General features: G+C 66.6%; 14 protein-coding genes. 2 read left to right on the top strand and 12 right to left on the bottom strand.

The features are described 5' to 3' along the window. The first annotated feature begins 7 nt into the window (after window positions 1-7). Complete coding sequence (locus P9A17_RS18350; protein ID WP_278040126.1) at window positions 8-286, top strand: hypothetical protein; 279 nt, start codon at window positions 8-10, stop codon at window positions 284-286. Beyond that, on the top strand, window positions 283-1,887 hold the full coding sequence (locus P9A17_RS18345; RefSeq protein ID WP_278040125.1) for an alpha/beta hydrolase: 1,605 nt from the start codon (window positions 283-285) through the stop codon (window positions 1,885-1,887). Before P9A17_RS18350 ends, P9A17_RS18345 begins: the two co-directional genes overlap by 4 nt. A gap of 25 nt (window positions 1,888-1,912) precedes the next feature. Here P9A17_RS18345 and P9A17_RS18340 read toward each other — a convergent pair whose 3' ends face one another. The 12 genes from P9A17_RS18340 to dop form a co-directional block, all read right to left on the bottom strand. Further along, the gene (locus P9A17_RS18340) at window positions 1,913-2,707 is read right to left on the bottom strand and encodes an IclR family transcriptional regulator (RefSeq protein ID WP_278040124.1); all 795 of its coding nucleotides are present in this window, start codon (window positions 2,705-2,707) and stop codon (window positions 1,913-1,915) included. Window positions 2,708-2,719: 12 nt separating this feature from the next. Continuing rightward, window positions 2,720-4,567 carry a putative nucleotidyltransferase substrate binding domain-containing protein gene (locus P9A17_RS18335; protein ID WP_278040123.1) on the bottom strand — a complete coding sequence of 616 codons (1,848 nt, stop codon included), beginning with the start codon at window positions 4,565-4,567 and terminating at the stop codon, window positions 2,720-2,722. Further along, the gene (locus P9A17_RS18330; protein WP_278040122.1) at window positions 4,542-6,065 is read right to left on the bottom strand and encodes a GMC family oxidoreductase N-terminal domain-containing protein; all 1,524 of its coding nucleotides are present in this window, start codon (window positions 6,063-6,065) and stop codon (window positions 4,542-4,544) included. The genes P9A17_RS18335 and P9A17_RS18330 overlap by 26 nt, the downstream gene beginning before the upstream one ends. Beyond that, window positions 6,058-7,581 (bottom strand): amino acid permease, encoded by a 1,524-nt coding sequence (locus tag P9A17_RS18325; RefSeq protein WP_278040121.1) that lies wholly within the window; start codon window positions 7,579-7,581, stop codon window positions 6,058-6,060. The genes P9A17_RS18330 and P9A17_RS18325 overlap by 8 nt, the downstream gene beginning before the upstream one ends. 22 nt (window positions 7,582-7,603) lie before the next feature. Continuing rightward, the gene (locus P9A17_RS18320; RefSeq protein ID WP_278040120.1) at window positions 7,604-9,094 is read right to left on the bottom strand and encodes an aldehyde dehydrogenase family protein; all 1,491 of its coding nucleotides are present in this window, start codon (window positions 9,092-9,094) and stop codon (window positions 7,604-7,606) included. A gap of 24 nt (window positions 9,095-9,118) precedes the next feature. Continuing rightward, the gene (locus P9A17_RS18315) at window positions 9,119-10,243 is read right to left on the bottom strand and encodes an aromatic ring-hydroxylating dioxygenase subunit alpha (protein WP_278040119.1); all 1,125 of its coding nucleotides are present in this window, start codon (window positions 10,241-10,243) and stop codon (window positions 9,119-9,121) included. Further along, entirely contained in the window at window positions 10,240-11,382 is a 1,143-nt protein-coding gene (gene solA, locus P9A17_RS18310; protein WP_278040118.1) for an N-methyl-L-tryptophan oxidase, read from the bottom strand. The genes P9A17_RS18315 and solA overlap by 4 nt, the downstream gene beginning before the upstream one ends. Window positions 11,383-11,412: 30 nt before the next feature. Continuing rightward, window positions 11,413-13,854 (bottom strand): FAD-dependent oxidoreductase, encoded by a 2,442-nt coding sequence (locus tag P9A17_RS18305; RefSeq protein ID WP_278040117.1) that lies wholly within the window; start codon window positions 13,852-13,854, stop codon window positions 11,413-11,415. 244 nt (window positions 13,855-14,098) lie between these two features. Further along, window positions 14,099-14,839 (bottom strand): proteasome subunit alpha, encoded by a 741-nt coding sequence (prcA, locus tag P9A17_RS18300; RefSeq protein WP_278040116.1) that lies wholly within the window; start codon window positions 14,837-14,839, stop codon window positions 14,099-14,101. Continuing rightward, on the bottom strand, window positions 14,836-15,753 hold the full coding sequence (gene prcB / locus P9A17_RS18295) for a proteasome subunit beta (RefSeq protein WP_278040115.1): 918 nt from the start codon (window positions 15,751-15,753) through the stop codon (window positions 14,836-14,838). The genes prcA and prcB overlap by 4 nt, the downstream gene beginning before the upstream one ends. Further along, window positions 15,750-15,944 (bottom strand): ubiquitin-like protein Pup, encoded by a 195-nt coding sequence (locus tag P9A17_RS18290; protein ID WP_278040114.1) that lies wholly within the window; start codon window positions 15,942-15,944, stop codon window positions 15,750-15,752. The genes prcB and P9A17_RS18290 overlap by 4 nt, the downstream gene beginning before the upstream one ends. Before the next feature lie 105 nt (window positions 15,945-16,049). Continuing rightward, the gene (dop, locus tag P9A17_RS18285) at window positions 16,050-17,558 is read right to left on the bottom strand and encodes a depupylase/deamidase Dop (protein WP_278040113.1); all 1,509 of its coding nucleotides are present in this window, start codon (window positions 17,556-17,558) and stop codon (window positions 16,050-16,052) included. Window positions 17,559-17,596 lie beyond the last annotated feature (38 nt).

Below are 17,596 nucleotides of genomic sequence, written 5' to 3'. Positions count from 1 at the left end.
ATGAGCCATGGGGGAAATCGCACACGTCGATCTGGACCGGTTGCGGGCGTTGGCGGACAGCTTTTGGGGCGTCGCGGCCGACGTCGAGGGGATGTCGTGGCCCGAGCCTGGCGGCTACGACCTGCACGGCTCGGCCGTCGGCGCGGTACCGGCGGCGGACCTGATCGCCGAGCAGGTCGCCACGGTGATCGCGGGCCTGAACAGCTGGGCGATGGCCGCGCGTGCGTCGGCCGAGGCCTTTGCACACGCGGACGCCGTCAACGGGGATCGGTTCGCGGTGCGGTGAGCCGTCCCACCGTCTCTCTGGCGCAGCAGTGGAGGCCCGAGGCACTGCTGACGCTGGCCCGGGACTGGGACGCGGCGGCCAGACGCCTGCGCGGACGGGTTGACGACGCCGTCGCCGACGCGGACCGAAGTCACGACTATTGGACGGGTACCGCCGCCGACGCCGCGCGGGAGAGCACACGACTGATTAGTTCGGACGCGGCGCTGGTGGCGCGTCGTCTCGTCGTCGCGTCGGTGGCGGCGCGCGACGGTTCCGTGCAGATGGTTGCGGCCCGCGACGAGGTTCTCGCCGGGGTGGACGCGGCGCTGCGGGACGGGTTCGCGGTGGCCGATGACGGATCGGTGACGGTTGCGGCAGCGGCGTCCCCGTTGTTGGTGGTGCTCGCCGGCGGCGACGACGCGGTGGCTGACGAAATGCGCGGGGTACGGGCCGCCGAACTGGGCGTCCGCATCGTCGACGCCCTGGACCGGCTCGAAGCCGCCGACCTCGACGCGGCCCACGACATCACCGCGGCGTTGACCGAAGGCGACAGCCCCGCACCGCGAGCGGCGACGGTTCCCGCCGGCGCGTGGCCCGTGGAGGCGGTCGATGTCGTCGACGCATGGCCCGCGATGAGCCAGGACAGGATCGCCACCCAGATCTCCGCGATGACCCCGGACCAGCGCAGCCGGCTGATCGCGGACTTCCCCCGCCAGGTCGGCAACACCGACGGAATCCCCTGGGACATGCGGATGGCCGCGAACCGCATCAACATCGCGGCCGCGATTCTCGCCGAGACCGGCACCGACCCTGTGTCCCGCCGTCGCATCGCCTTCTACCGCAGCCTGCTCGGCGAAGTCGACGACCCCGCGGGCCGAGGACGGATTCCCCGGCAGATCGTTGCGTTCGACCCCGCAAGGGCCTCACTCGTCGAGGTCAACGGGAACCTCGCTGCGGCACGCAGTGTCGCCGTGCTGGTGCCCGGAGTGAACACGACGATCGAAGGTTCGGCCACGACGACGGCCACGGCACGCCGTTTCGTGTCGGGGTCGCGCGGCGAGGTCGCCGTCATCACCTATCTCGGCGGGCCGTTCCCGCAGGTTCGCGCACCGGCCGCCGTCCTGCACGCCGCGGACGCGCAGTACGCAGTGGACATGGCTCCGCGCCTCGTCGCGTTCAGCGAAGACGTCGATCGCCGCGTCGCCGACGGGGTGCCGGTGACGGTGATCGGGCATTCGTACGGCGGGTCGATCGTCGGGACCGCGGAGACGATGGGGCTCACATCGGACCGCACCCTGTTCGTGGCGGCGGCAGGGGCCGGTGTCGGTGTCGACGACCCCGGCGACTGGCACAACAGGAACCCTGATGTCCTACGGTTCTCGATGACCGCGCCGGGTGACTTCATCGAGCTTGTGCAGGGCATTCCCGGCGGGCCCCACGGTGCCGACCCCGACGAGATCCCCACCGTAATCCCTTTGCGGACAGGCTTTTACGACGATGGCGCACCGGTCGAGGGTTGGGAGGCCCACTCCGGGATGTTGAACAGGCCGTCCGATTCGTGGCGGACGATCCTTGCCGTCATCACCGGCGATTCGCAGACCGTGCGTCGTGCCGTGTTGTGACATCGCCGAGCGTGCGCTCGACGACTCAGTCGCGTGCGGTCCAGCCCAACTTGCGGCTGATCTCGTCGGCGGCCGCGATCGTCTGCTTGGCGACCTCTTCGAACCGGTCGGGAGCCAGCCGGTAGGAGGGACCCGAAACACTGAGCGCGGCAACGACTTGCGAGTGCACGTCGTAGACGGGTGCGGCCACAGCGTTCAACCCCACCTCGAGTTCCTCGCTCACGCTGGCCCAGCCGCGTTCACGGACAGCGGCGAGTTCGTCGGCCAGACCGGCGAGGTCACCGACCGTGTACTCGGTGAACGCGAAGATCGGCGCCGCGACGCGGGAGCGGACATCGTTGGGGTCCAGGCCTGCCAGCAGCACCTTGCCGCTCGACGTGGCGTAGGCCGGGCAACTCTGTCCGACCCAGGTTCGCAGGGTGATCTCGGCGGGGCCGATCGTCTCGACGATGTTGACGATCCGGTCCTGGTCGAGGACGGCAAGATTGGCGGTCTCCCCCACGTCGACACTGAGAACGTCGCAGGCGTCCTGGCCCAGCTTGACCAGATCGCTCTGACTTCCCGCCACGTGAGCCAGCCGCGGGATCGCGAAACCCAAACGGTACTTGCCTCGCTCGGACACCTGCTCGACGTATCCGCGCGCCTCCAGCACGGCGATCAGTCGCGACACCGTCGACTTGTGGACCCCGAGTTCGGCCGCGATCTCGGTGACCCCGGCCTGGCCGAGCTGGGCGACGATCTCCAGCACCGTCAACGCGCGATCCACTGATTGCACGGCGGCCGGCGGATCGCCCGGTGACGTGGTGTCGTGCTTTGCCATTACGTGACCAGCCTATACGCCGGTGAGTCCGACATTGCCGACACGTCGGCGCACCGCCGCGATCTCGCGCAGCCCGTCGCCGAGGAGGCTGCGGTTCAGGGGTGACAACTCCGACATCGTGATGATGTCGTTGGGCGTATGACCGGCGGCCAATTGCTCGACCTGGTGAGCCAGTCGGAGCCGCTGCGCCATCGCGAACACGTCGCACAGCGTGCGGGCGTCCGACTCGCTGAGTGCGCCGGATTCGGCTGCGGCCTCCAGCCTGGTCGGGGTGGACGCGGTTGTGACGCCCGCACTCAGGCCACCCCACCGAGCCAGATTGACGATCGGTGTCACGGCGTGGTTCTTCAGGTCGAAGGTGCCGCCGCGCCGCGACAGCACGTCGCGCAGCGAACGAGTCCGCACCTTGCCCGACAGCACGTCGAGCAGTTGCAGCCGCAACGCATTCGGATACTGCTCACGGATCCGATGGAATGCCCCGGGCACCGTGTGCAGGGCGGGGTCACCCCAGACCACGCGCGCGTCGATCAGCAGCGATGACATGATCAGCCCCTGATCGCGCAGCGGGTCGTCCAGCCACCCATGCGCTGCGCTACGCCAATCCGATTGCGTGCGAGAGAATCTCGGGGAGGAAGCGATCGCCCCGTTGCGATCCTGCGGCAGACCGCAGGCATCCAGCAGATCGTGCACCTCAGAGGCGATCGCGCGTAGGTGCGCGGTCTGACCGGCCGCGTCGTCGCGTAGCGACAGGGCACTGTCGACATCGGAGGACGGCATGGCCTCGCGACGGGCCACACTGCCGGAAATCAGCCAGGCGAAACCGTCGATGCCCGCGTTATCCGGCTGCGCGAGAACCAGTTCCAGGGCTCGACGGACCAGGCTGTCGATGACGACGGACAGGATGGCGCTGGTGGCGGTAGCTTTGGTGCCGTTGCGGAACAGTTCGACGGCCGTGGTGGTCACCCGCTGCCCGACCTGCTGCAGCTGCGTCGCATCCGCGGCCTGGGCGATCGAGCGGCGCAGCATGAAGCTCTGCCGCGCCGAGGCGGCCAGCAGATCGGCGTCTTCGAGCACTCCGACGACGGCGCCGCGGGGCGTCAGTACCGGCATGTGCCGCAGCCCGCATTCCAGCATCTCCATCAGCACGCTGTCGGCGGTGAGGTCTGTGGTGACCGTGCGGGCAGGAGCACTCATCACGCGCTCGATGGCCACGTCGACCGGGAGCCCCGCCGCCACCACACGCGTGCGCAGGTCCCGATCGGTGAAGATCCCGAAGTGCCCGTCCGGCAGGCGGATCAACGCATACGACACGTGGTTCTCGGTCATCTTGACGACGACGTCGCGCACCCGGTCCGACGGTGCGACCACCAGCACCTCGCCGTGGACGAGTTCGGCGACGGGCCTGCTGTCGGTGGCGGGCGCGATGGTCGGCCGGTCCGCCGCGCGGGTCCAGCCCGACGACGCCAGGAACGCCAGGCCCGCCGGCTTGGCGAACTGCGCACGCACCAGCGCACCGGGCAGTCTGATCAGCGTGCTCGGCGTCGTCGTGCGCGCTTCGAAATCCATGCCCGCGCCTGTCAGCAGTGGCATGTAGCCGAAGATGCCGCCCGCGGTGACGACGTCGATCAGGGCGCCGTCTCCGCTGGAGCGCAACGTGACAGCTCCGCGGCACACCATCCAGATCTCGTCGGGCACCCGCGCCGAGTAGTCGGCCACCACGACGCCGGCGGCGAGTTCTTCTATCGACGCTCCGGCCGCCAGCTCGGCCAGCTCGTCGTCCGTCGAGCCCTGGAACGGGGTGTGCTCGGCCAGGAACGCCGGAAGGTCTTGCCGCTCAGGTGGCTTTGATGAGGTCGGCACACTTCTCCGCCATGGTCATCACGGTGATGTTGGGGTTGACCGCAGGAAGTTTCGGCATGGCCGAGGCGTCCACGACGCGCAGGCCGGACACACCCTTGACCCGCAACTGGGGGTCGAGCACCGCCATCGGGTCGGCCACCGATCCCATCCGCGCCGTGGCCGCCGGATGGTAGACGGTGTTGTGACAGCGGTGGATGTAGTCGAGAAGCTCGTCGTCGGTGACCGCTTCGGGGCCCGGCGCGAGTTCGCGGGCCACCCACGGCGCCAGCGGCGTCTGCGCGCCAATGGTGCGTGCGAGCTTGACGCCGGCCAGCATGATGCGGTCGTCGTAGCCGTCGGGGTCGGTGAAGTAGCGGGGGTCGACTCTGGCGCGGTCGCGGAAGTCCCGTGACCGCAACCGCACCGTGCCGCGCGACCGACCCTGAGTGACGTTGGGAGTCAGGCAGAATCCGTTGTCGGTGGTCGGGTAGCCGTGGCGCAGCGTGTTCATGTCGAAGGGCACGCTGCCGTAATGCATCATCAGATCGGGCTGCGTCACGCCCTCGTCGATGGTGGTGAACAGACCGATCTCCCACCACTGTGTCGACGTCGTCACCATCGGCTGTGACGCTTCCCAGAACACCAGTCCTTCGACGTGGTCGTCGAGGTTGGCGCCGACGCCGGGCGAGTCGACACGCACGTCGATGCCGATCTCACGCAGGTGGGCGGTGGGCCCGATTCCCGAGAGCATCAACAGCTTCGGGGTGTCGATGGCTCCCGCGGTGACGATCACCTCACGGCGCGCGGACACCGTGTCGTAGCCGGTGAGGTCCGGCCGCTGGTAGCGAACACCGGTGGCCCGCAGCGCATCGTCGAACAGGATCTCCGAAACCCAGGAATCGGTGCGAACTTCGAGGTTCTTACGGGTGTCGAGGATCGGATGGAGGAACGCTTTCGACGTCGAGTTGCGGATGCCGTCCTGGCCGCCGTTGATCTGGAACCAGCCCGCCCCGTTGCGGACCGTCTCGCCCCGGTTGAATGCCACCGTCGGCAAGCCTGCGAGTGCGGCGGCTTCCAAAACTGCTGTGCCACAGGGATCATCAGGCGGTACATCACGCAGTAGAACGGTCTCGGTCAGTCTCGAGACCAGCGGGAGCACGTCGGCCGCACCCCACCCCGCCGCGCCCATCTCGACCCAGTCGTCGAGCGCCTCGGCGGGCGGGTGGAACGCGATGCAGGAATTGTGCGACGAGCACCCGCCCAGCACCTTGGCCCTGGCGTGGCGCATGAACGAGTTGCCGCGCTCCTGCGGTTCGACCGGATAGTCCCAGTCGTAACCGGAGTCCAGCAGATGCATCCACTCCGACAACACCAGGATCGCGTCGTCACCGACGTCGGACGGCCCCGCCTCGAGCAGACAGACCGTGACGTCCGGATCTTCGGAGAGCCGCGCCGCGAGCACACAGCCCGCGGTGCCGCCGCCGGCGACGACGTAATCGAAAGTTCCCGCGTCACCCACCGGAGACCGTTTCGGCAGCGTGCGACTTCAGCGTGCCGATGTGGTTGCGGCCCTTGAGGAAATACCACAGCAGGCCGGCTCCCAGGATGACGCCGATGTACAGGAACGCGCCCCACGTGAAATACCAACCCTCGCCGTAGACCGCGACGCGCGGCCAGGCGAGGTTCAGCGCCATCCCGACGCCCCACACCACGGCAACGATGTTGACGGGCAGCCCCCACTTGCCCATCGTGAAGTAGCCGCCCTCCTTGAGGTCCTTGGGCGGCCACTCACCTCGGAGCCGCTTCTTGAGCAGCGGGCCGGTCACCATCAGGTAAGCCAGGTAGATCATGATGATGGCGATCGAGGTCAGGACCGTGAAGATCTGAATGTTCGCGATGTTGATGACCAAGATGAGCAGCGCGAGGATGCCGATGGTGACGGCCGGGACGATCGGCGTCTGCGTCTTCGGATTGACCGTGGCCAGCTTCTCCCCGAACGGCAACGCGTTGTCGCGCGCCATCGCGAAGGTCAACCGGATCGCCGCGGTATGCACGGCCAGGCAGCACACCGTGACCGCGATGACGATGCAGACAAGGAAGATCTTGCCCAGCGGCCCCCACATCACCTGCTCGACGATGTACTGCAGGCCACCGCTGCTCGCCCCGAGCTCCGGGTCCTCCAGGTCCGGTGCGGCCATGACCGCGAAAACCAGGATGCCGCCGCCGATCACGAAGGACGCCAGGATGGCCCGGGCGATCGCTTTGGGTGCGGTGCGGCGGGGTTCGACCGTCTCTTCCCCCAGCGAGCTCGCGGTGTCGAACCCGTACATCACGTAGCCCGATGCCAGCGACGCGATGAGGAAAGCCCCCAGGTAGCCCATGCTCTCTCCGGCGCCGTATCCGTTGGTGGAGAAGAACACCTGGGGTCCACGTTCGACGTTGACGGCGAGCAGGATGACGATCAGGACCGCCGCGATGAGCTCGATGAACACGCCGCTGGAATTGATCATCGCCATCAGCCGCACACCGAGCGCATTCACGATGGTGGTGAACGCGATCAGAATCGAACCGAGCAGCACGGCGTTGGCGGCGTAGTCGTATGTGCCACTGCCGTCACCGATGATCTGGAAGCCACTCCACAATCGCGGGAGGTTGAGCTGGTAGGCCAGTGCCACGGCGGAGATCGTGACGATCGACGCGGTGAGCATCAGCCATCCCGATGTCCAGCCGACGATCCTGCTGGCGAGCTTCTTGCTCCAGTTGTAGACCGACCCTGCCACAGGGTATTTCGCGGCGAGCTCCATGAAACACAGTGCGACCGCCATCTGGCCGACGAAGACGATGGGCCATGACCACAGGTAGGCGGGCCCGGCGGTGCCGAAACCGAAGTAGAAGAGCTGGAACGTGCCGGTCAGGATCGAGATGTAGCTGACGCCTGCCGCGAAGCTCGCGAACTTGCCGATGCTGCGGTCCAGCGACTCCTTGTATCCGAAATCCTCCATGCCGCTGTCTGCGTGCGGCTGTTTGATCACCATCGAATTGTCCTTCCCCATCGTGCTAGTTCTTGAACCAGCCCGCGGCGGTGGGAGCGGTGTTCTGCCAGATATGTTTGAGCTCTTGGTATTCCGCGAGTCCTGACGGACCGAGTTCGCGACCGTTGCCCGACTTTCCGAAACCGCCCCATTCCGCCGACGCGGTGTAGTAGCCGAAATCGTTGAGCCACACCGTGCCGTGCCGCAGTGCCCGCACCACACGTTCGCCTCGCGCCGAGTCCGATGTCCGGACACCGGCGGCCAGACCGTATTCCGTGTCGTTGCCGAGGGTGATCGCCTCGGCTTCGGTGGTGAATCGTTCGACCGTCAGGATCGGACCGAAGGTCTCTTCCTGAACGATCCTCATCGACCGGTCGCACCGGTCGAAGATCGTGGGGAGGTAGAAGTAGCCGTTGGCCAGGGCCGGATCGTCGGGCCGCGCTCCCCCGCAGACGAGGCTGGCTCCTTCCGAAATTGCCAGCTGGACATAGTTTTCCACCTTGTCACGGTGTTGCTCCGAGACCAGCGGCCCGGTTTCACTGGCCGGATCCACACCGTCGCCCACGACGATCTTGGCGGCGCGGGCGGCGATCGCGGCGACGAAATCGTCGGCGATGGACTCTTCGACGATCAATCGTGTTCCCGCCGAGCAGACCTGCCCCGAATGCAGGAACACCCCCGTCAGCACGTGGTCGACGGCGGAATCGAAATCACCGGCATCCCTGATGTCGGCGAACACGATGTGAGGGTTCTTGCCGCCCAGCTCGAGCGCGACCTTCGTGACGTGCTCGGCGGCGGTTTTGGCGATGGCGCGGCCGGTGTCCAGCCCGCCGGTGAAGGAGATGAAGTCCACGTCGGGGTTGTCGGTCAGCGCCGAGCCCAGCGTGGCACCGCTTCCCTGAACGAGATTCACCACGCCCGGGGGCACTCCCGCCTCGTCGAGAAGGTGGACGAACGCGATCGTGGTCAGCGGGGTCACCTCGCTGGGCTTGGCGACCATCGTGCAACCGGCCGCCAGCGCCGGAGCGATCTTCCACGACATCTGCAGCAGCGGGTAGTTCCACGGCGCGATCAGGACGCAGACCCCGATCGGTTCGCGCACCACCCTGCTGATCACCGCGGAATCGCCGACATCGACGACACGATCGGATTCGGCGCCGACGAGTTTGGCGTAATACCGGAAAACCGATGTGACGTCGTCGATGTCGATGCGGCTCTCGGCGAGTGTCTTACCGGTGTCTGAGGTTTCGAGGCGGGCCAGCGCTTCCTTGTCCCGTTGCAGCAGATCGGCGACGCGGTCCAGCAGCGCGGCACGTTCCGTGACCGGCGTGGCACGCCACGTTCCTTCGTCGAAGGCCGCCCGTGCCGCGGCGACGGCGGCCAACGCATCGTCGGGGGTGGCTTCGTCGACGACTGCGGCAACCCCGCCGTGAGCCGGGTTGACGATGTAACGGGTCCCCCCGTCGGAGGCGTGACGCCACGCCCCGCCGATACAGAGGTCGGGTTCACCATCCATCGCCTGTCGAACCCTCCTCGCCGTCTAGACCGCGGTGGCGGCCAGACGGGACATTACCCAGTCATGGAACTCCGCGATGTGGTGTTCCGCCGGAACGAGGACGCCGCCCTGGCGATACGCCCGCGACGACATGGCCGGCTGGGTGCGTTCGCATGCCTCGAAATCCTGGACGTTGACCCGGTGGAAGAGCTCGACGGAGCGGGATACGTCCTGCTCGGAGTTGACGACCTCACCGGTGTAGAGCCAATCACACTCCACCACCGTGCGATCCGGGGCCATCGGGAACATTCGGTGGAAGATCACGTGATCGGGCACCAGGTTGATGAACACCGTCGGCTTCACGGTGATCGCGTAGTAGCGGCGATCCTGGTCCTCGGTGATCCCGGGCAGCCGTTCGAAACCCGCTGCGCCGTCGACGGTGAATCCGTCGACCTCGGAGCCGAATTCCGCACCGAGACCGACGTTGGCCTGGGCGGCCAGCCCGCGGGCGAATTCCGGGAGAACCCCGACCAGTTCGGGGTGGATCGAACTGCAGTGGTAGCACTCCATGAAGTTTTCGACGATCAGCTTCCAGTTCGCCGCGACGTCGTAGACGATCCGGTGCCCGACATCGAGGCCGCCGATGCCGTAGCGATTGATCGCATCCGAGTCGCCGAGTGTCTTCGTCGCCTCGGCCATCACGTCCTCGAACGGCGGAGGGGTGTCCGAAAGGCAGACCCACGCGTAGCCGAGCCATTCGGTCAGGGCCACCGGCACGAGCCCGTACCGGTACCTGTCGATCGGCGCCCCGGCGTCGTCGGTCAACGTCCCGATGTTCGGTGCAGCCATCAGCTTGCCGTCGAGCGCATACGTCCAGGAGTGGTAGGGGCAGCGCAGGCTCCGCTTCACCTGGCCTTCGGGTTCCGTGCACAGCTGCGCGCCGCGGTGCCTGCACACGTTGAGGAAGGCGCGCAGCAGTCCGTCGCGTCCCCGCACGAACAGCACGCTCTCGCGTCCGATCTGGACCTTCTTGAACTTGCCGGGCAGCGCGAGGTCCGAGGAGCGCACAGCGCAGAACCACATGTTCTCGAAGATGTGCTCCTGCTCGGCGGCGAACACGTCGGGGCTGTTGTACAGCTTCCCGGCGAGCGTGGGAAGGAGGGTATTCATGTCGTCACCAATCTGCGAGGGTCGAACAGCGAGATCGGGTGCGTCGTTGCACCTGTGATGGCGAGATCGGCGAGGATCTCACCCACCACGGGAACGAATTTGAAGCCGTGCCCGGAGAAGCCGCACGCAACAGTCACATTCGCACTGTCGGGGTGGCGGGCGATCACGAAGTGCTGGTCCGGGGTGTTCGAGTACATGCATGTCGCCGAGTGCAGACAAGGGCCGTCGAGTGCCGGAAGCAGTTCTGCTGTGCGCTCGCGCATTTCGCGGATCTCGGAGTCGTGCACCGATCTGTCGATGGTTTCGGGGGTGCATTCCACGCCCTTGCGGAAGAAGGCCACCTTGACGCCGCCTTTCGGTCCGTCGATGGCGGGAAAACCGTAGATCTGCATGCCGGAGGCGTTCTCGTCGATGAAGATCGGATGGTCGACGAACGGTTCGGTGCCGCCGACGGGATCGAGCCAGTAGAGCACCTGGCGTTCGACGGTGATCGGGATCCCGAAGTCCGCGAGCAGTTGCGGGGCCCACGCGCCGGGGCAGATCACGACCTGCCCCGCCGTGTAGGTGCCTGCTTCGGTACGCACCGTGACCCCACCGGATGTCTCGGACCACTCCAGTACTTCTTCACCGAACCGCAGGGTGGCGCCGGCCTTTTCGGCGAGGTCGAGGTGTGCCTGCACGGTGAGCTCGGGGCGGGCGAACCCGGCTTTTGCCTCATACAGCGCGACGTCACCTGGTTTCGGGGTGAAGTTCGGGAATCTCGACCGGATCTCGTTGCCGTCGAGCAGGTCGTGCGGCAGATTCCACTCCTGGCTGGCACGCAGGCTGCCCGCGACGGTCAGGCAGTCCGGCGGTCCGATGAACAGGCCGCCGGTCATGCGATAGACATCGCGTCCGCTGTCCTTGGCGAGCTCGTCCCACAGTTCGTATGCGCGCAAGAGCAGCGGCACATACGCCGGGTCCTCGAAGTAGGACTGCCGGATGATGCGCGAACCGCCGTGGCTGGAACCCTTGTCGTGGGCGGGGGTGAACTTTTCCAGGCCGAGCACGCGCTGCCCGCGGGCGGCGAGGTGGTAGGCGGCGGCGCTGCCCATGCCACCGAGACCGATGACGATGACATCGAAGGTCTGCGAAGTCATCTGCTGTTCTGCTCCTCGCGTCCGCACCCGCTACCTCTTGATCCGGGACATCTCGGGGTCCACCACAGGTTCGGCATGCACGACGGCGCGATGGGTTTCTCCCCGGTAGGCGACGCTGACGGCATCCCCGACTGCTACCGAGGACGGCAGCCACGCATAGGCGATGGTGCGGCCGATGGTCGTGGAGAAGCCGGCGCTGGTGATGTATCCGACGCAGCGGCCGCCGACAGATACCGGTTCCTTGCCGAGGACCACCGCGGCGGGGTCGTCGAACACGATGCTGCGCAGCACATTCTGTGGCTCAGTCGCTTGCTCCAACGATGTTTTGCCGACGAAGTCGTCTTTGGTCATGCGGACCGCGAAACCGAGACCCGCTGCGGCAGGTCGATGTTCGGCGGTCATGTCGGTCCCCCAGCTGCGATAGCCCTTTTCGATGCGCAGGCTGTTGAACGCGATGCGTCCGGCCGGGATGATGCCATGGGGAGCACCCGCGTCGGCGATGAGATCCCACAGTGCCGAACCGTATTCGGCGCCGGCATAGATCTCCCAGCCGAGTTCGCCGACGTAGGACACCCGCATCATCGTCACCGGGATCGCGTCGATATAGGTGTGCAGCGCGCGGAAATACTTGAACCCCTCATGGGACAGGTCGTCGGGGCACAGCGGAGCGATCACGTCGCGCGCTTTGGGACCCCACACCCCGAGACAGCATGTGCCGCCGGTGATGTCACGCAGGACCACATCGGCAGGTTTGCGACGCGCGAGCCAGTCGAAATCCATCGGCGAGTTGGCGCCGACCTGGAAGATCTCAGGGCCGAGCCGGGCCACGGTGAGATCGCTGCGGATTCCTCCGGTTTCGTCGAGCAGCAGCGTGTAGGTGACCGATCCGACGCTCTTGTCGACGTTGTTGGTGGTCATGGTCTGCAGGAAGGCCGCGGCGCCCGGACCCGAGACTTCGTAGCGGGTCAGCGGGGTCATGTCGTACATCGCGACACGTTCGCGGGTCCAGTGCGATTCGGCGATCGAGATCGGTGACCAGAACTTCGACGCCCACTCGTCGCGCGGCGGCACCGCGAGGCCGTCGTCGAAGAGTTGTTGCGCCAGAGCGGCATTGGATTCGAACCAGGCCGGACGTTCCCAGCCGCCACCCTCGTAGAAGAAGGCGCCGAGTTCGGTCTGGCGGGCATGGAACGGGCTGGTGCGCAGACCTCGCAGGGCGGTGCGGTACTGGTGGGGATGGATGACGTCGTAAACCTCGACGAATGCTTGCGAGCTGGTCTGCAGGACGAACTTGGGGCTGCGCGCGAGGTCTTCGAACCGGTACAGGTCGCACTCGTGGGTGTCGATCGAGGGCGTGCCGTCGATGATCCACTCGGCAGTGGCTTTGGCGACGCCCGCCGAATGCGTGACCCACACCGCCTCGGCGACCCAGAACCCGGCCAGCTCGCGGTGTTCGCCCATGATCGAGAATCCGTCGGGGGTGAACGAGAAGATGCCGTTGAAGGCCTCCTCGACCTTCGAATCGTCCAGTGCAGGAATCAGATCGGCAGCCGCACGCCAGGCGGGAGCGAAATCCTCTTCGGTGAACGGCATCATCGACGGCATCGGTTCACCCGCGGTGTCGGCCAGCAGGGTGGTCATGTCGACGGGCATCGGCTTGTGGCTGTAGGAGCCGATGCCGAGGCGGTCGACGTGCTCACGGAAGTAGAGGTCCTGGTCTTGATGCCGCAGGATCGGCAGGCTCGCTTCGGAGAGTTCGGTGTTGCGGCCGACGAGGTCGGGGATCTGGCCGGTCCGCGCATACTGGTGGGCCATCGGCACCAGCGGCAGAACGAGCCCGACCTGGCGCGCGAACTTTGCACCCCAGAAACCGGCGGCGCAGACCACGATGTCGGCGTCGATGACACCGTGGGCGGTCTGGACTCCCGTGACGCGACGGCCGTTGTCGAGGATGCCGAGCACCTCGGTGTAGGGCCGCAGGGTGGCGCCTCTGGCTTCGGCGCGCCGCGCCTGGGCCTCGGCCGCACGCAGTGCCTTGGCGAGGCCGTCGGCGGGGGTGTGGAATCCGCCAAGGATGCAGTCCCGGTCCACCAACGGATGCAGCCGGGCGCATTCCGCCGGTGTCAGCAGGTGGCCTTCGATGCCCCACGACTGGGCCCAGCCGGCCTTGCGGTGCAGGTCTGCCAACCGCTCAGGTGTGGTGGCGACCTCCAGGCCGCCGACGGGGTTGAACGCCCAGCCGCCGGGGTGATCGAGTGCGTTGAACTTCTCGACGGTGTACTTGGCGAACGCGGTCATGGTCTTGGACGGGTTCGTCTGGAACACCAGCCCGGGGGCATGCGAGGTGGACCCGCCGGTGACGAACAGCGGCCCGCGGTCGACGACGGTGACGTCGGTCCATCCGCGTGCGGTCAGTTCGTCGGCAAGCGACGTGCCGACGATTCCAGCACCGATCACGACGACTTTGGGCATGCTGCGACCGCTTTCGAGAAATGGTGGAGGTTTTAAACCTACTTTGTTGCGTATTGCGCAACGCGATGCGTTATGCGCAACAAAATCATCCACCTTCGCGATGTCCGACGCAAGGTGGACACGCAAAGCGGTTCCTGTGAGAGTCCTGCGCATGACGCGCACGAAAGCCGCGTCACTGAGCGTGCACTCAGGGCGGAGTTATCGCCGATCTATCACCATCCGCGCACACTCGGCGCGGAAGGAGTTACTCGGTGGAAGTACCGTCTCCGGACTCGCCGGTCTCCGTGGCCGGGAGCAGCGCCTCCAGCGCCGGCCCCGTGATCCGGCGGAACGCGCGCCGCGGACGGTTCGCGTCGAGGATCGCCACCTCCAGCGTCGACGGCCCCAACGTCCGAGGCTCGGCGCCGTTGCCGCCGGCGCCGAGCGCACCCACGGCGATCGACACAGCGTCGTTCAGGCTCGCGTTCTCGGTGTACGACTCGTTGAGCGCTGCAGCGATCGGCTCAGTGGTACCGCCCATGACGACAAAATGCGGCTCGTCGGCGATCGACCCGTCATAGGTGATCCGGTACAGCTCAGGCGCTTTGGTCTCGCCGTAATGGGCAACCTCGGCCACGCACAGCTCCACCTCGTACGGCTTGGCCTGCTCGGTGAAGATCGTGCCCAGCGTTTGTGCGTAGACGTTGGCCAGCTGCCGACCCGTCACGTCGCGGCGCGAGTACGCGTAGCCCTGCGTATCGGCGAACCGGATGCCGCCGCTGCGAAGGTTGTTGAATTCGTTGAACCGACCGACGGCAGCGAAGCCGACGCGGTCGTAGAGCTCGCTGACCTTCTGCAGTGACCGCGACGGGTTCTCCGCGACGAACAGCACACCATCGGCATACGCCAGCGCGATCACGCTGCGTCCGCGCGAAATACCTTTGCGCGCAAGCTCGGAACGCTCACGCATCGCCTGCTCGGGCGAGATGAAATACGGGAAGCTCACAGCGCGTCACCTCGAACGGGCTCGGCATCGGGCCCGAACGTGTCTGCCCGCGAACGACTTTGAATGATCTCGCGGCATACCGCGGCAATCTGCTGTTCGGAGATCTCGACGGCACCATCGGCGCCGATAACCACGGCCGTCGGGAAGATTCCGCGCACCAGGTCCGGCCCGCCGGTGGCGGAATCGTCGTCGGCCGCGTCGTAGAGAGCCTCGATCGCCACGCGCAAGGCGGAATCCGCATCGGTCACTTGGGAATACAGCTTCTTCATCGACGACTTCGCGAAGATCGAGCCGGACCCGACCGACTGATATCCCTCTTCTTCGAGGTTGTGACCACCCGCCGCGTCGAAGGACACGATCCGTCCGGCGCCGTCGGGATTGGGGTCGTCGAGGTCATAGCCGGCGAGCAGCGGCAACGCGATGAAACCCTGCAGCGCCGCACCGAGATTGCCGCGCACCATCGTCGCGAGCCGATTCACCTTGCCGGGGAACGTCAGCGCGACGCCTTCGAGCTTCTCGTAATGCTCCAGCTCCACGGCATACAACCGCGCGAACTCCACCGCGATCGCCGCGGTGCCCGCGATACCGGTGACGGTGTAGTCGTCGGTGATGTACACCTTCTGCACGTCGCGGCTCGCGATCATGTGCCCCTGGGTGGCGCGCCGGTCACCGGCCATCACCACACCGCCGGGGTACTTCAGAGCCACGATCGTCGTGCCGTGCGGCACGGCGTCCGTCGGCTGCCCCAGCGACCCCGCACCGAACGTGCCAGGCAACAGATGTGGCGCCTGATGCCGCAGGAAGTCGGAGAACGACGACGGATTCACCCCGCCATGTGACATGGCCGAGGCGGCACTGAAAGCGCCGGGAAGTGCGGACGGAAAGGCGGACTTATCTCGATCCGACCAGGTCACTGTCCGCCCTTCTGCACATACGCACGCACGAAATCCTCGGCGTTCTCTTCCAAGACGTCGTCGATCTCGTCGAGCAGATCGTCGGTCTCTTCGGCCAGCTTCTCCCGGCGCTCTTGGCCGGCGCCCGTGCTGCCGGAGAGGTCGTCGTCTTCGCCGCCTCCGCCGCCACGCTTGGTCTGCTCCTGGGCCATCGCTGCCTCCTGCTCAAGTCTCGTCACCCGTTGCGGGCATTCGACCGTGTCCCCCGGTCTCACCACACTACCGGGCATCGATGCGATTGCTGGGGATAGCTCGCCTCAGGTTGTCAGCTGTTCAACGAGTTCCACGGCGCTGTCGACGGAATCCAGCAGCGCACCGACGTGTGCCTTGCTGCCACGCAGAGGCTCCAGGGTGGGAATGCGCACCAGCGAGTCGCCTCCGAGATCGAAGATCACCGAGTCCCAACTGGCGGCCGCGATGTCGGCGCCGAAACGCCGCAGACATTCGCCACGGAAGTAGGCGCGAGTGTCCGTCGGGGGGTTGTCGACAGCATCGATGACCTGTTGCTCGGTAACCAGACGCTTCATCGAGCCGCGCGCCACCAGCCGGTTGTAGAGGCCCTTGTCGAGCCGCACGTCGGAGTACTGCAGGTCGACCAGATGCAGCCGAGGGGCATTCCAGCCGAGGTTCTCCCGGCTGCGGAAACCCTCCATCAGCCGGAGCTTGGCCGGCCAATCGAGCAGGTCGGCACACTCCATGGGGTCACGTTCGAGCAGGTCGAGAACATGGGCCCAGGTTTCCAGCACGTCGCTGGCGCGGGGATCGGGGTCGCGGCTGTCGACCAGTTTGGCCACCCGGTCGAGGTAGATCCGCTGCAGTGCGAGCGCGGTCATCTCCCGACCGTCGGCCAGCGCGACCGTGGCACGCAACGACGGATCGCGCGACACCACATGCACCGCGTGCACCGGCCGGGCCAACGCCAGATCGGACAGATCGATCCCGATCTGCGGCCCCTCCTCGATCACGTCGAGGACCAGTGCAGTCGTACCGACCTTGAGATACGTGGACGTCTCGGCAAGGTTGGCATCGCCGATGATGACGTGCAGCCGGCGATATTTATCGGCATCGGCGTGCGGTTCGTCGCGGGTGTTGATGATGCCGCGCTTGAGCGTCGTCTCGAGGCCGACCTCGACCTCGATGTAGTCAGAGCGCTGAGAGAGCTGGAAGCCGGGTTCGTCACCGGACGGCCCGATCCCGACGCGCCCGGAGCCGGTGATCACCTGGCGCGACACCAGGAACGGCGTCAGGCCCGCGATGACCGCCGAGAACGGCGTCTGACGGCTCATCAGGTAGTTCTCGTGGGTGCCGTACGACGCGCCCTTGCCGTCGACGTTGTTCTTGTACAGCTGCAGCTTCGCGGCCCCCGGCACCGACGCGACGTGACGTGCGGCGGCCTCCATGACACGCTCGCCCGCCTTGTCCCAGATCACGGCATCCATCGGGTCGGTGACCTCGGGCGCCGAGTACTCGGGATGCGCGTGGTCCACGTAGAGCCGGGCACCGTTGGTCAGGATCATGTTGGCGGCGCCGACCTCGTCGGCATCGACCACCGGCGGTGGGCCCGACGAGCGGCTCAGGTCGAATCCGCGAGCGTCGCGCAGCGGCGACTCGACCTCGTAATCCCACCGGGTGCGCTTGGCGCGCTGGATGCCCGCGGCCGCCGCGTAGGCGAGCACCGCCTGGGTCGAGGTGAGGATCGGATTCGCGGTCGGGTCGGTCGGCGAGGAAATGCCGTACTCGACCTCTGTTCCGATGATCCGTTGCATGACGACCAGCCTAAAGGTCCGCGCAGTTGGCACTCCCG

The organism is Mycobacterium sp. 236(2023), from assembly GCF_029623955.1.
Classification (GTDB): Bacteria; Actinomycetota; Actinomycetes; order Mycobacteriales; family Mycobacteriaceae; genus Mycobacterium.
The sequence above is the reverse complement of the archived record's forward strand: the minus strand, read 5'-3'. Positions and strand labels throughout refer to the sequence as shown.

Coding starts and splice junctions, on each gene's coding strand:
- P9A17_RS18350 (WP_278040126.1), top strand. CDS start 8: ATGGGGGAAATCGCACACGTCGATCTGGACCGGTTGCGGGCGTTGGCG.
- P9A17_RS18340 (WP_278040124.1), bottom strand. CDS start 2,707: ATGGCAAAGCACGACACCACGTCACCGGGCGATCCGCCGGCCGCCGTG.
- P9A17_RS18325 (WP_278040121.1), bottom strand. CDS start 7,581: ATGGTGATCAAACAGCCGCACGCAGACAGCGGCATGGAGGATTTCGGA.
- P9A17_RS18320 (WP_278040120.1), bottom strand. CDS start 9,094: ATGGATGGTGAACCCGACCTCTGTATCGGCGGGGCGTGGCGTCACGCC.
- P9A17_RS18315 (WP_278040119.1), bottom strand. CDS start 10,243: ATGAATACCCTCCTTCCCACGCTCGCCGGGAAGCTGTACAACAGCCCC.
- solA (WP_278040118.1), bottom strand. CDS start 11,382: ATGACTTCGCAGACCTTCGATGTCATCGTCATCGGTCTCGGTGGCATG.
- P9A17_RS18305 (WP_278040117.1), bottom strand. CDS start 13,854: ATGCCCAAAGTCGTCGTGATCGGTGCTGGAATCGTCGGCACGTCGCTT.
- P9A17_RS18290 (WP_278040114.1), bottom strand. CDS start 15,944: ATGGCCCAGGAGCAGACCAAGCGTGGCGGCGGAGGCGGCGAAGACGAC.
- dop (WP_278040113.1), bottom strand. CDS start 17,558: ATGCAACGGATCATCGGAACAGAGGTCGAGTACGGCATTTCCTCGCCG.